The sequence below is a fragment of the Lactobacillus hamsteri DSM 5661 = JCM 6256 genome (assembly GCF_000615445.1).
Lineage (GTDB): Bacteria > Bacillota > Bacilli > Lactobacillales > Lactobacillaceae > Lactobacillus > Lactobacillus hamsteri.
In genome coordinates this window covers 1-14,023 of the sequence record NZ_BALY01000038.1, presented here as the reverse complement: position 1 = coordinate 14,023, position 14,023 = coordinate 1, and the positions used below count along the sequence as shown (strand labels likewise).

Annotated in this window: 13 protein-coding genes, 2 tRNA genes, 1 pseudogene and 1 other annotated feature; of the genes and pseudogenes, 11 read left to right on the top strand and 5 right to left on the bottom strand. The window is 35.2% G+C overall.

Annotation, left to right across the window (positions count from 1 at the left end; genetic code table 11):
- Nucleotides 1–103: 103 nt before the first annotated feature.
- From JCM6256_RS08285 to JCM6256_RS08275, 3 genes are all read left to right on the top strand, one after another.
- Complete coding sequence (locus JCM6256_RS08285; protein WP_025081229.1) at nt 104–1,489, top strand: amino acid permease; 1,386 nt, start codon at nt 104–106, stop codon at nt 1,487–1,489.
- Nucleotides 1,490–1,590: 101 nt separating this feature from the next.
- Nucleotides 1,591–2,319 carry a gamma-glutamyl-gamma-aminobutyrate hydrolase family protein gene (locus tag JCM6256_RS08280; RefSeq protein ID WP_025081228.1) on the top strand — a complete coding sequence of 243 codons (729 nt, stop codon included), beginning with the start codon at nt 1,591–1,593 and terminating at the stop codon, nt 2,317–2,319.
- A gap of 14 nt (nt 2,320–2,333) precedes the next feature.
- The gene (locus tag JCM6256_RS08275) at nt 2,334–3,734 is read left to right on the top strand and encodes an APC family permease (protein WP_025081227.1); all 1,401 of its coding nucleotides are present in this window, start codon (nt 2,334–2,336) and stop codon (nt 3,732–3,734) included.
- A gap of 64 nt (nt 3,735–3,798) precedes the next feature.
- On the opposite strand, the pseudogene asnA reads toward JCM6256_RS08275, so the two are convergent.
- The 4 genes and pseudogenes from asnA to JCM6256_RS08255 all read right to left on the bottom strand — a co-directional run bounded on the left by asnA (nt 3,799) and on the right by JCM6256_RS08255 (nt 6,450).
- Nucleotides 3,799–4,808 (bottom strand): annotated as a pseudogene (gene asnA, locus JCM6256_RS10155) (aspartate--ammonia ligase).
- Nucleotides 4,809–4,867: 59 nt separating this feature from the next.
- Nucleotides 4,868–5,114, bottom strand: a binding site (T-box leader).
- Between the two features lie 71 nt (nt 5,115–5,185).
- Nucleotides 5,186–5,259 (bottom strand) — tRNA-Pro (locus JCM6256_RS08265).
- 5 nt (nt 5,260–5,264) lie between these two features.
- Nucleotides 5,265–5,338, bottom strand: a tRNA-Arg gene (locus JCM6256_RS08260).
- Nucleotides 5,339–5,457: 119 nt separating this feature from the next.
- Nucleotides 5,458–6,450 carry a GMP reductase gene (locus JCM6256_RS08255; protein ID WP_025081226.1) on the bottom strand — a complete coding sequence of 331 codons (993 nt, stop codon included), beginning with the start codon at nt 6,448–6,450 and terminating at the stop codon, nt 5,458–5,460.
- A gap of 215 nt (nt 6,451–6,665) precedes the next feature.
- On the opposite strand from JCM6256_RS08255, the gene JCM6256_RS08250 reads away from it, so the two are divergent.
- The 8 genes from JCM6256_RS08250 (at nt 6,666) to JCM6256_RS08215 (ending at nt 13,208) form a co-directional block, all read left to right on the top strand.
- Nucleotides 6,666–7,955, top strand: coding sequence for an adenylosuccinate synthase (locus tag JCM6256_RS08250; protein ID WP_025081225.1), 1,290 nt, complete (start codon nt 6,666–6,668; stop codon nt 7,953–7,955).
- 3 nt (nt 7,956–7,958) lie between these two features.
- Complete coding sequence (gene purB / locus JCM6256_RS08245) at nt 7,959–9,254, top strand: adenylosuccinate lyase (protein WP_025081224.1); 1,296 nt, start codon at nt 7,959–7,961, stop codon at nt 9,252–9,254.
- 159 nt (nt 9,255–9,413) lie between these two features.
- Nucleotides 9,414–9,671, top strand: coding sequence for a type II toxin-antitoxin system HicA family toxin (locus tag JCM6256_RS08240; protein WP_025081223.1), 258 nt, complete (start codon nt 9,414–9,416; stop codon nt 9,669–9,671).
- The gene (locus tag JCM6256_RS08235; protein ID WP_236694723.1) at nt 9,661–10,005 is read left to right on the top strand and encodes a type II toxin-antitoxin system HicB family antitoxin; all 345 of its coding nucleotides are present in this window, start codon (nt 9,661–9,663) and stop codon (nt 10,003–10,005) included. Before JCM6256_RS08240 ends, JCM6256_RS08235 begins: the two co-directional genes overlap by 11 nt.
- Nucleotides 10,006–10,149: 144 nt before the next feature.
- On the top strand, nt 10,150–10,512 hold the full coding sequence (locus tag JCM6256_RS08230) for a hypothetical protein (RefSeq protein ID WP_025081221.1): 363 nt from the start codon (nt 10,150–10,152) through the stop codon (nt 10,510–10,512).
- A 108-nt stretch (nt 10,513–10,620) separates the two neighbouring features.
- Entirely contained in the window at nt 10,621–11,259 is a 639-nt protein-coding gene (locus JCM6256_RS10420; RefSeq protein ID WP_025081220.1) for a hypothetical protein, read from the top strand.
- 92 nt (nt 11,260–11,351) lie between these two features.
- Nucleotides 11,352–12,272: an EamA family transporter gene (locus tag JCM6256_RS08220; RefSeq protein ID WP_025081219.1), complete on the top strand. Its 921-nt coding sequence runs from the start codon at nt 11,352–11,354 to the stop codon at nt 12,270–12,272.
- A 15-nt stretch (nt 12,273–12,287) separates the two neighbouring features.
- A complete protein-coding gene (locus JCM6256_RS08215; RefSeq protein ID WP_025081218.1) occupies nt 12,288–13,208 on the top strand; it encodes an EamA family transporter in 921 nt (306 codons plus the stop codon).
- 45 nt (nt 13,209–13,253) lie between these two features.
- Here JCM6256_RS08215 and JCM6256_RS08210 read toward each other — a convergent pair whose 3' ends face one another.
- Entirely contained in the window at nt 13,254–13,940 is a 687-nt protein-coding gene (locus tag JCM6256_RS08210) for a type 1 glutamine amidotransferase (RefSeq protein WP_025081217.1), read from the bottom strand.
- Nucleotides 13,941–14,023 lie beyond the last annotated feature (83 nt).

The following is a 14,023-nucleotide window of genomic DNA, read 5'->3' as shown; positions in this document are numbered from 1 at the left end:
TCAATGTTAACTTAAATTGTACTTAAAATCATACTTAGAATAAATATTACAAAATTATTATTTCCTCGGGAATAATATTTGTATAAGATAAGGGGAGAATGTAATGAGTAAGCGACATAAGGCGCCTGCTTTAAAACGCTCAATGACTGCTGGACAAATGGAAATGATCTCACTTGGAGGCGCCATCGGAGTTGGTCTTTTCATGGGTTCGGCATCGACTATTAAGTGGACTGGACCATCTGTTTTACTTTCTTATATCTTTGTTGGTCTAATCTTATATATTGTCATGCGTGCTTTAGGCGAAATGTTATATGTTGATCCGGGAACAGGTTCATTTGCGGATTATGCGACTAGCCATGTTCATCCACTTGCTGGATATTTAGCAGAATGGGCTAATGTTTTTCAATATATTGTTGTTGGAATTTCTGAAGTTGTTGCGACGACTGAATACTTGCGTTTTTGGTGGAAAGGTACCTCTGATTGGGTAGCGGGAGTTATCATAATTGCCTTTTTGTTGGTAGCCAACTTAGCTAGTGCAAAAGCATATGCAACACTGGAATTTTGGTTCTCAATGGTCAAAGTTGTAACGATTGTTTTGATGATCATTTTAGGCTTTATGGTCATTTTATTTGGTTTTGGCAACGGTGGACATCCAATAGGCTTTTCTAATTTATGGAGTCATGGTGGCTTCTTTACGGGCGGAATAAAAGGTTTCCTATTCTCAATGGCAATTGTTGTTGGGTCATATGAAGGAATCGAATTAATTGGGATTTCTGCTGGTGAAGTTGCTCATCCGCAAGAAGCAATTGTTAAAAGCGTTAAGTCCGTTTTATGGCGAATTTTAATCTTTTATGTTGGGGCAATTTTTGTAATTGTAACGCTATATCCATGGGATAAATTAGGGACAATTGGGTCACCGTTTGTAACTACTTTTGCTAAAGTAGGTATTACAGCTGCTGCTTCAGTCATTAACTTTGTTGTTTTGACTGCAGCCTTATCTGGAGCTAATTCAGGAATTTATTCATCAAGTAGAATGCTTTATAAATTAGCTCATGAAGGTGAAGCTCCTAAGACTTTCAAGCATGTATCTAAACGGATAGTTCCAAGTCATGCCATTATTGGTATTACTGCTGGAATTTTTATTGGCTTTATGCTCAATGTTTTAGTGCAATACTTAAATAAATCATTGGCAAATGTCTTTGTTATTGTATATAGTTCATCTGTTTTACCAGGAATGGTAGCTTGGTTCGTAATTTTACTTGCGGAACTACGTTTTAGACGAAAGAATAAGAATTTGATGGAAGATCATCCGTTTAAATTACCGCTATATCCATATTCAAATTATTTTGCTTTATTCATGTTGACGCTAATCGTGGTATTTATGTTCATTAATCCTGAAACACGATTATCTGTGGCAATTGGTGCGATTGTATTAATCATTGCTACAATTGTATATTTGATTAAACATAGAAAAAGCGCAATTAAGTAATAAAAAGTTATACCGATCAAAAATATTTTTTGTTGTACATATAAAAACAGTTTTGTATAATAAATTCACATATTAAAAGTAAGTGAGGGAGGATGCTGAAAATGAGTAAACCAATTATCGGAATTTCAGGTTCAGTAATAATTGATGATGGCGGAATTTTTCCTGGCTACCATCGTAGTTATGTAAATGAAGATTATGTTGATTCAGTTGTTCAAAATGGCGGTGTACCATTCATTATTCCATTTACTGAAAATGATGAGGTAATTAAAGCTCAACTTGATAATGTTCAAGGGTTGATTTTATCAGGTGGACACGACGTTGATCCACATTTATATGGTGAAGAGCCAGAACAAAAAATTGGTGCAACTTGGCCTGCACGTGACCATTTTGATACGCTTTTACTTAAGTTAGCGGAAGAAAAAGGAATTCCGGTACTTGGAATCTGTCGTGGCGCGCAAATTATTAATGTGGCTCATGGCGGTAGTCTCTATCAGGATCTTTCTTACAGAAGTGAAAAGACATTAAAGCATATGCAAGGCCATACTTCGGATTTGCCAACTCACGGTATGAAGTTGATGGAAGGTAGTCATCTTGCATATATTTTAGGTAAAACGGAATTTATGGTTAATTCTTTCCACCATCAAGTAATTAAAGATGTAGCTCCAGATTTAATTGAATCCGGAGTTGCTCCAGATGGTGTTCCAGAAGGAATTGAAAATAAAGAGGGAACAGTTATCGGTGTTCAGTGGCATCCAGAAATGCTTCATCGTAATAAGAATGTAGACTTTATGAATAATCTCTTTAAGTGGGTTATTGATAATGCTGAATAAAGTGAGGATAAAATATGAATAATAGGGAAAGCGATAAGTTAGGCTTTTGGTCAATTGTACTTTTGGCCATTAACGCAATTATCGGATCAGGTATTTTCTTAACTCCAGGAAGCGTGGTTCAACAAGCTGGTTCAAAAGCCTTAGTTGTCTACTTAATTGCTGCGATTTTTGCTGCAATTTTAGCAGTTTCATTCGCGGCGGCTGCCAAGTATGTAACAAAATCAGGTGCAGCATATGCATATTCAAAGGCTGCTTTTGGAGATAAAGTTGGTTTTTATATGGGTGTGCTTCGTTACTTTTCTGCAAGTGTTGCTTGGGGAGTAATGGCCGTTGGGGTTGTTCGTTCAACAATTTCAATTTTTGGCGGTAATTCTGAAGATTTTGGTAACGTTACGATTGGCTTTATTGTCTTGATGGCAATTATTACTATCATTAATTTATTTGGCCAACGAGTATTAAAATGGGTGATGAATCTTGCTACTATTGGTAAGCTAGCAGCCTTAATTTTAATTATTATTGCCGGGGTAATATTATTAATTACTACAGGTGCATCAAGTCATTTAAATGAAGTTGATGTAATTACGCAAAACGGTCAAAAGATTGTTCCAACATTGACAACAACTGGTTTTGTAATGGCAATTGTTTCCGCATTTTATGCCTTTACTGGTTTTGAATCAGTAGCTTCAGGTTCAGAAGATATGAAGAATCCTGAAAAGAATTTACCTCGTGCGATTCCACTAGCTATTTTAGTTATTGCGGTAGTTTATATCGGCGTTGTTGCGGTTGCTATGATGCTTGATCCTAAAGCAATTATGACAACTAAGCAGGTTGTCGCAATTGCAGCTATTTTTAAAAATGATATCTTACGTGATGTTATTTTGGTCGGCGCCTTAGTCTCCATGTTTGGTATTAACGTAGCTTCAAGTTTTAATGCTCCAAGAATTTTGGAAGCAATGGCTCGTGAAAATCAAATGTCAAAATCTCTTACTAAGAGAACCAAAAATAATTTTCCAATTAGAACATTCTTTATTTCTGTAATTTTAGCCGTTTTGATCCCAATGGCTTTCCAATACAATATGGTTAACTTAATTACTTTAAGTGCTATGGTTCGTTTCTTAGGCTTTATCGTAGTACCTTTAGCTGTTATTCGTTTCTACCGTGGTAGAAGCAAGGAAGAAGTATTGGATGCTAAAAAGAATGTTTGGACAGATATAGTTTTCCCAGTTCTTTCAATTGTGTTAGTTATCTTCCTTCTTGTTGAATACAACTGGAAAGCACAATTTGGTATCGCAAATGCTCAAGGACAGTTCATTGGAATTAATTGGTATGCAATTGCAATGATGATTTTTGGTTTCGTAATTTTACCTTTAATCATGTCTTGGCTTTCAAGAAGAGATAGAAAAAACGAAAATTAAATATTAGTGCAAAATAAAAACTACGTATGAATTTCAGACGTAGTTTTTTGTTTTAATGATTAAATTAAAGAATTTGCATATGATCAGCTTCACATTTTTCAACCATTTCTTCTGGCCAAATTGAAGCTTGAACTTCGCCAATATGTGCCTTGCCAAGAAGCATCATACAAAGACGAGATTGACCGATACCGCCACCGATTGAATAAGGTAATTCACCGTTGAGAAGCATCTTATGGAATGGCAATTCAGCACGTTCTTCGCAGTGAGCTTTCTTTAATTGTTCACGTAAGCTTTCTTCGCTAACACGAATACCCATTGAAGAAATTTCGATTTTTCTTTGAAGAGGTTCATACCAAAATACTAAGTCACCGTTTAATTGCCAATCATCGTAGTCAGGAGCACGACCATCATGTGGCTTACCGCTACGGTTTAACTTATCACCAATTTTCATAATGAAGACTGCTTTTTCTTCTTTAGCAATTTTGTCTTCACGTTCATCTGGAGTGAGATCAGGCCAGCGGTTTTCCAAATCTTGAGTGGTAATAAAAGAAACATGATCAGCTAAGCGATAGGTTGAACTAGGGTAACGAGCTGCAACAACTTTTTCAGTTTCTTTGATAGCTTTGAAAATCTTGTTAACAGTAATTTCTAAAGTATCAGTATTACGTTCTTCTTTGGAAATTACCTTTTCCCAATCCCATTGGTCAACATAGATAGAGTGGAAGTTATCCAAATCTTCATCACGGCGAATGGCGTTCATGTTGGTGTACAAGCTTCATGCATGCCAAAACCATATTTCTTGAGGGCTAAACGTTTCCACTTGGCAAGAGAGTGAACAACTTCAATGGTATCACCAGGGATAGCTTTCATATCGAATGCTACAGGACGTTCAACACCGTTTAAGTTATCGTTTAATCCGGACTTCTTTTCAACGAACATTGGAGCAGACATTCTTTGAACGTTTAAGGCATCTGCTAATTTATCTTGAAAAGTTTCTCTGATTAAAACAATTGCTGCTTCGGTATCTCTAATAGTTAATGTTGGATGATAGTCTTTAGGTAAAATTAATTCCATGATATTTTTCTCCTTTAATTTTATTTGGAGTAAAGAAAAAGCCCTTCATCTCCTTAATTACAAGGGACGAAAGGCTTTTTTCCGCGGTACCACCCAGCTTGTCTATAAAAATAGACCTACTCATAGAACACAATCATGTTCTACCGGCGTGGTAACGTACCGGAGACGTCTCAACTTACTTTAAAAAATTTATTTCGGTGAGCTTGCTAAAAGTGTTTTTCAATAAGTCAGGGTCTGCTAGTTTCTCACTATTACTAGTTCACTGAAAGAAATAACTTATTTACTCTTCTTTTTCATTGCTTTTTAATTTATTGCTTATATTTTAATGAATGGGAAAATAAAAAGCAAGTACTTTTTAGTACTTGCTTAAAAAATTATCGGGAAGACAGGATTCGAACCTGCGACCCCCTGGTCCCAAACCAGGTGCTCTACCAAACTGAGCCACTTCCCGAATAGTGCGCCCTGAAGGATTTGAACCTTCAACCTTCTGATTCGTAGTCAGACACTCTATCCAGTTGCGCTAAGGGCGCATCAACCAACTCCAATAGTATAACACGCAATAATATGAAAATAAAGAAGTTTTGATAAAAAATAAAAAAGACTCACTGCTATCTATCGTGTAGCAATGAGCCTAATTTAAATTATATTGTTAGTAATCGCCATCCATAATTGTATTTTTAACGATTACATAATCGACAAGTTTAATTGAATTTAAATCTTTTCCGCCAGCATATGAAATTGAAGATTGTAAATCTTCTTGCATTTCACGTAAAGTATCTTTAATCGATCCACGGTAAGGGATAAGCATTTGTTTTCCTTCAACGTTGCGATACGCGCCTTTTTGAACCTCTGACGCTGAACCCCAATATTGTTTATAAGTTTTACCATTAATTTTAATAATGTTGCCAGGTGATTCTTCATGTCCAGCAAGCATTGAGCCAATCATTACCATTGTTGCGCCAAAGCGAATTGACTTCGCAATATCGCCGTTATGACGAATTCCACCGTCCGCAATTAATGGCTTGCTTGCAACTTTTGAACACATTCTTAATGCGGCTAATTGCCAGCCGCCAGTACCAAAGCCTGTTTTCAACTTGGTAATGCAGGCTTTTCCAGGACCTACGCCAACTTTAGTTGCATCTGCGCCTTCATTTTCTAATTCGCGAACAGCTTCTGGAGTAGCAATATTTCCGGCTGTCAGGAAAGAATCAGGCAATTTTTCTTTTATGTAATGAATCATTTTGATTACATAAATAGAGTGGCCGTGAGCAACATCAATTGTGATGTATTCGGGTTTAACGTTTTCTTTAACTAATTGATCGATAAATTTATATTCACTGTCTTTAATTCCTACTGAAATTGATGCAAAAAGACCTTTTTCGTGCATCATCTTGATAAAATCAATACGCTTTTCGGGTTGGAATCGATGCATTACATAATAATAACCATTTTCAGCAAGCCAAATGGCCAACTTTTCATCAATAACGCTTTCCATGTTAGCTGGAACAACAGAAATTTTAAATGTTCGGTTTCCGAACTTAATACTTGTATCAGCGTCACGACGGCTTTTGATAATTCCTTTATTAGGAACTAATTGAATATCATCGTAGTCAAAGGCTTCCATGCTAAAATAATTACTCACTTATAATTCTCCCTTTTGGTAATCACTAGTATCAAACGATTGTAACTATAAGGGATGTTTTTCTTTGTGTCAAGAATAAAATCGAACTATAAAACTGATTAAAAATAAAATAATTCGTATTTTGAGTTGACTCTTTTTGCTTAAATTGCTAGAATAGCTCACGTAATAAATATTGATTAGGTAAAAATAATAGAAATTTTGAGGAGAAATTTGAAATGACAGCAGTTGCAGTTGTAGGTAGCCAATGGGGAGACGAAGGTAAAGGCAAGATTACTGACTTCTTAAGTAAAGAAGCTACTATGGCAGTTCGTTCAAATGGTGGTAACAACGCAGGTCATACTATTGATATTGATGGTAAAGAATTTAAGATGCGTTTAATTCCTTCAGGTATTTTCGCTGCATCAAAGGGTGCAGTTATCGGAAATGGTGTTGTAATTAACCCTGAAGTTATGTTTGGCGAACTTGATAACCTTGAAAAGAATGGTATTGATACCAGCAAACTTAGAATTTCTAATCGCGCTCACATCATTATGCCTTATGATATTTTGCAAGATGAATATCAAGAAGAATCAAAGGGCGCAAACAAAATTGGTACAACTAAGAACGGAATTGGACCAACTTATATGGATAAAGCTTCAAGAATTGGTATCCGTGTTTGTGACTTGCTTGAAAAAGATACTTTTGAAGAAAAATTGCGTGCTAACTTGGAAGTAAAGAATGAATTATTTACCAAGGTTTATGGCAAGCCAGCTCTTAAATTTGAAGATATTTTTGATAAGTATTATGAATACGGCCAAAAGATGAAGAAATACGTTACTGATACTTCTGTATTGGTTAACGATGCTTTAGACGACAATGAAAAGGTTCTTTTCGAAGGTGCGCAAGGTACTATGCTGGATATTGACGAAGGAACTTACCCATACGTAACTTCATCAAATACTATTTCTGGCGGAATTTGCTCAGGAATTGGTATTGGTGCTAACCGTTTGAGTACTGTAATCGGTGTCTGCAAGGCTTATACTACTCGTGTTGGTGAAGGTCCATTCCCAACTGAATTAAAGGATGAAATCGGTGACAGAATTCGTGATACTGCTCATGAATACGGTACTGTAACTGGCCGTCCACGTAGAGTTGGCTGGTTTGACTCAGTTGCTCTTCGTCACGCAAAACGTGTTTCCGGAATTAATGGTTTGAGTTTAAACTTGCTTGATATTTTCTCAGGTTTTGACAAGATTAAGATTGCTACAGCATATGAACTTGATGGTAAGAAGATTGATTACTACCCAGCAAGTTTGAAGGAATTATACAGATGCCAACCTGTTTATGAAGAACTTCCTGCTTGGGATGAAGATATTACGCAAGTTAAGACTTACGATGAATTGCCAGAAAACGCTAAGAAGTTCTTGAACCGCGTTTCAGAATTGGTTGGTGTGACTTTAGTTACTGTCTCCGTAGGTCCTGACCGTGAACAAACTATCGTTTTGAAGAATCCATGGGAAATGTAATTTATGCTTGAACGTTATACTCGCCCAGAAATGGGAAAAATTTGGTCTTTGCAAAATAAATATGCGGCTTGGCTTAAAGTAGAAATCGCTGCTACTAATGCTTGGTCTGAACTTGGCGAAGTACCAAAAGAAGATGCTAAAAAGATTGCCAAAAATGCTTCATTTACTGTTGAAAGAGTTTCTGAACTTGAAGCAATTACTCATCACGATGTTGTTGCCTTTACTAGAACTGTTTCTGAAAGTTTAGGCGATGAAAAGAAATGGGTTCACTTTGGTTTAACTTCAACGGATGTTGTTGATACAGCGCAAGGCTATATCTTGAAGCAAGCTGATGAAATTATTCGTCAGGATTTGCATGAATTAAAAAAGACAATTGCTGAAAAGGCTAAGAAATATAAGTACACCGTTGAAATGGGTAGAACCCATGGGGTACAAGCAGAACCAACAACTTTTGGCTTAAAGCTTGCTCGTTGGTATGCAGAAATTAATCGTGATATTGACCGTTTTGAACATGCTGCTAAAGGTGTAGAATCAGGAAAAATTTCAGGTGCTGTTGGTACTTTTGCAAATGTTCCGCTAGCTGTTGAAACAAGTGTAATGAAGCAACTAGGTTTAACTCAGCAACCAATTACTAGCCAAGTGTTGCCACGTGATTTACACGCTGAATATATTGCTATGCTTGCTCTTATTGCTACAAGTATTGAAAATTGGGCAACGGAAATTCGTGGCCTTCAACGTAGCGAAATTCATGAAGTCGAAGAACATTTCCGTAAGGGACAAAAGGGTTCTTCTGCAATGCCTCACAAGCACAATCCAATCGGTTCAGAAAACTTATGCGGAATGGCTAGAGTTATGCGTGGCAACATTGTAACAGCTTATGAAGATGTTGCTTTATGGCATGAACGTGATATTTCTCACTCAAGTGCGGAAAGAATTATCTTGCCAGATACGACAATTGGCATTGATTATATGCTTCATCGTTTCAATCGTATTTTGAGCAATTTAGATGTTTTTCCAGAAACTATGCTTAAGAATATGGACCGTACTTATGGTTTAATTTACTCACAAAGATTGCTCCTTAAGTTGATCGACGAAGCTGGGCTATCTCGTGAAAAGGCCTATGATATGGTTCAAAAGTATGCTAATAAGGCTTGGGAAGACCAAACTTCATTTAGAAAATTAATTGAAAACAGTGAAGTTATGGACTATCTTTCTGAAGATGATTTAAATGATGCATTTGACTATCATTATCATTTGCGTCATGTTGATGAAATTTTTAAGAATTGTGGTTTAGACTAATTATTGTTGAATTAAGAAATCTCGGAATTTTCCGAGATTTTTTTGTTTTATAAAAAATTTTAGCTCTTTTTTGCGTATTTAATAATGAAGGAATAAATAGCCTTAGTGGCAAAAATAGTGGCAAACTTTCAAAAAATATGTAAAATAGGAGATGAAAAAATGAGCAAGTTAGAAAAACTACTCATAAAATTAGATAGAAATCCACGAAATTTTGATTTTAAAGATGCAGAAACTGTATTAAAAGAATTAGGCTACAAGCTAGATAATAAAGGAAAGACAAGTGGGTCAAGAATTATCTTCGTTAAAGAAAATAGTAGAATCATTTTGCATAAACCTCACCCACGAAAAGAATTGTTAACTTATCAGATTAAGCAAATTAGAAATCAGATTAAAGGAATGATAGATAATGATGAATAGTTCGAATAGATATTTAAAATATAAAGGCTACGAAGGTTCTATTGAATATTCTCTTGATGATGGTATTCTCTTTGGAAAAGTTCAGGGAATAAAGAGTTTAATATCTTATGAGGGAGTAACTATTCAAGAACTAGAAAAAGATTTTAAGGGAGCAATAGACGATTATTTAAATAGTTGCAAGCAAAATGGAAATAGGCCTGAAAAGCCGTTTAAAGGTAAATTCAATGTGAGAATTTCACCAAAACTTCATCAAGAATTAGCCAATTATGCGGCGAATAAGCATCAATCGTTGAATGCTAGTGTAGAAGAAGCAATCAAGAAATTGCTTGCGTAGATAATAAGAAATCTCGGAATTTTCCGAGATTTTTTTGTTTAAAATCTAATTTCAATTAAATTAGATTTACTCAAATTGGTTTAGGAATAGCAAAAAATCAACTATAATATGCACATATTAAGCGTGTGTGAAAGAAGAGTGCATATGAAGAAGACTATCTCGATGATTATAAGAATTGTTATTTTGCTACTGGGACTTGCACTAGCAGGATATATGATTTGGCAATTAATGACAGGAACAAGAATGCTTGATTTTGATGTGCAAACGCAAGGACCATTAATTGTTGTAGTTTTTGGCATTTTATTACTGTTAACTTTAGGTGCCTCAGTTAGCTTTTTCGCTAATAACCATGAATCTTCAACAATATTTTTGGGTGGAATTTTGGCAATGATGTCCTTGATTTTGTGGATTCGTCATCCAGAACAAGCAGATATTTATCGTTTGTACTTTATTTACGGCTTACTTGTTGGTTTGCTTAGTCCATTATTTTTAAATAAAAAGCATTAGAAAACATTTTCGTAATTTTTTGCGAAAATGCTTTTTTTAATTTAAATTTATGATGTATAATCTGGCTATCATATTAATTTAATTATGATAAAAGGGATGAATTACATTATGAATGAAAATAAAGCAAAAATTATTGTCCGAAATCGTAAATGGGGCAGGGTTGCATTAGCATTTGAAGCTATTTATGCAGTCGTACTTTTCTTTACGTTATTGTTTAACTTTGGCTTATTTGCTCATTTAATAGTTATTCAATTTTTTGTTACTTTAGCATATTTTGTTTCTGGATGGGGCTATGATTTTTATATAAAACATATTGCAAAATCACCTATTAATAATTATCAAAATAAGGAAACATTTGTAGATAAATTTTCAAAAGCATTTCCACATAAGGCCGATAAAAATACTTTTTACCATTTTTTGGCAATCATTGACTTAATCGCTGGTATCGGAATGATGATTCAAATTGTTGGAATTATGTACTATGATTTAACGCTCAAAACCAATTCTTTTGATATTTTAGATAGTATGGGATTATATGTTAATTTAATCTATCTTTTTGGATTTCTTGGAATTGTAGTTGGCCTTTTAATGAATTACCGGCGCATGATTAGAAATACAAGCGTTTTAGTAATTATAGCGTCAATTTTCTTAGCAATTTATTGGCCGCATTTTTTAACAACTTATATTGTGGGACTTGCAGTTGGAATAGTTGGTTTAACTTTGTATTTAAAGAGAAAGATTATTTAAATTTAAAGCATCTTAATGCTTAAAAATGGGCATTAAGGTGCTTTTTTCTGTGTTATGATTGTTACTGTCGATTAAAAGTGGGAGGAATACCGATGGTAACACAAAAACAACGTCATCTTTGGGCGTTTTTTGCTGCTTTGGCATGTGTCATGTGGGGAATCTCAGGTCTTTTTGCTAAAGCACTTTTTAATATTAGTCCAGAAATTACACCAATGTGGTTATCACAAATTAGAATGGTAACTTCAGGAATTATTCTATTAATTGCTTCTGGTATAGTAGGGCATAAACCCTTTGGAAGCATGAAGGACAAGCACGATGCTTGGGTTATTATTGCTTATGGGATTTTTGGTTTGCTTCCAGTACAATTGTTTTACTTTATCGTTGTGCAAAAAGCTAATGCGTCAATTGCTACAATTTTGCAATTTATTGGACCATTTTTCGTCATGGCATATTTGGCAATTACTCATAAACAAGTAATGCGTTCAATTGATTTGATTGCGGCAATTGTTGCCTTTATTGGCGTTGTTTTACTCGCAACTCATGGTAACTTTAATAGTTTTGCATTAAGTCCAGAAGTTTTATTCTGGGGCCTTTTAGCGGCTGTTGGTGTAGCAACAAATACTTTGATTCCAATTAATGTTTTGAAACATGTTTCGAGTTTAGTGGTAACGGGTTGGGGACTTCTATCGGCTGGAATTTGCTTGATGATTGTTCATCCCCAGATGCCAAAAGTTCCTAATAAACCGGAAGTTTGGCTTTATGTAGGAGCTGTTATCTTAATTGGTACAATTATTCCTTTCCAATTAATGACTAATTCACTTAGATTTATTAAGGCTTCAACTGCTAGCTTACTTGATGCTTTTGAACCATTTTCTGCAACTGTTGGATCGGTTCTAATCTTTGGTTTAGTAATGAAGCCAATGGATTGGATCGGATCAATTTTAGTTGTCTTGTCAGCAATGGCTCTTAATATTTCACCTAAGAAAAAGAAAACTAATAAAGAACATAAATAACAGAGGAAAATAATTATGACAAAGCAAGCTCAACGTCGATTATGGACATTTTTAGCAGCTTCGGCGGCAGTGATGTGGGGGATTTCCGGATTATTTGCCAAAGCACTTTTTAATATTAGTCCCAAAATTACGCCAATGTGGCTTACTCAAACACGATTAATTATTTCCGGAATATTTTTATTAGTTCTTGCAGGCTCTTTAAAGCAGAAGCCGTTTGGAACACTAAAAAATAAACGTGATGCTGGCGTAATATTGGCTTATGGTATTTTTGGTCTTTTACCAGTACAATTGTTTTACTTTATTGTTATCCAGCAGGCTAATGCGTCAATTGCGACAATCTTGCAATTTATTGGACCATTTTTTGTAATTGGATATTTGGCATTAACCCATCAACAAGTGATGCGTAGATTGGATATTATTGCAGCACTTTTTGCTTTTATTGGCGTTTTCTTACTTTCAACGCATGGAAAATTTGATCAATTGGCAATTACGCCTTGGGCATTGTTTTGGGGATTGCTTTCTGCAGTAGGAGAAGCCAGTTATACATTAATTCCTGTCGGTATTGTTAAACGAGTTTCAAGTTTAGTTGTAACAGGCTGGGGGATGCTTTTAGCTGGAATTAGTTTGATGATTATTCATCCCCAAATACCTAAAATTCCTAATAAGTCCGAAGTTTGGCTCTGGACAGGCGCTGTGATTATAATTGGTACAATTATTCCCTTTCAGTTAATGGCAAATGCTTTGCGCTATGTAAAACCTGCCACTGCAAGTTTGTTAGATGCTTTTGAGCCATTATCAGCAACAATAGGCTCCGTTCTTGTTTTTGGTTTATCAATGGCAACAATGGATTGGATTGGAACCTTGTTAGTGATTGTCGCTGTAATGGCTTTGAACATTACACCAAAGCCTAAAAAAGTTTTGAATAAACACAAATAAAACTAAAAAAGCTTGTTTCTCAATTAGAGAAGCAAGCTTTTATTGTTATTCAGCTACTGTATCATTATTGCCAACACGTTTGTTGTGACGCTCAATAATCATATCTTTGATTGCATTTGCTACATTGACATTTTTAAGAAGTGGACCGTGTGAGTATGATCCAATGAAGTTGCGGTAACGCAAACCTTCACAATGATCTTGAGGGTTGTTCCCATATCCTTCAATCATGTCACCGAGAGTATGAAGTTTATCGGTATCATCAAAGTAAGTTTGACCAGAGTGATTTTCAAAGGCCTTAACTTCACCCCATTCAGTCATATAACGAGTGTCGCCGATCATACGCTTATCAGCCTTAAATACTGTATGTAATGGTAGAATTCCTAATCCTTTAATAGTTACACCAGAACTTGTCTTGTAGTAATCACCCATAAGTTGGTAGCCACCACAAATGCAGAGCATAGGATTTCCGGAATTAACATACTTGTCTAAAGTTTCTTTATGACGTGGCAAATCTTTGGCAACAACAGTTTGTTCAAAGTCCTGACCACCACCAAAGAAAACAAAGTCATAATCATCAGTGTTGAATTCATCACCTAATGAAATGTTATCAACTTGAGTATCATAACCTTCACGTTTAAGAAGAAAACTTAAAATTTTAACATCGCCTGAATCACCATAGGTGTTCATTAAGTCTTCGTATAAGTATGCAATTTTAATTAAATTATCGCTCATATTATCGTCCCTTATTTTGTCCAAATTTCTTCTTTTTAGTATAGCCTAAAAATAGAGATAGAGGCAAAATAAAACTTTCTTAT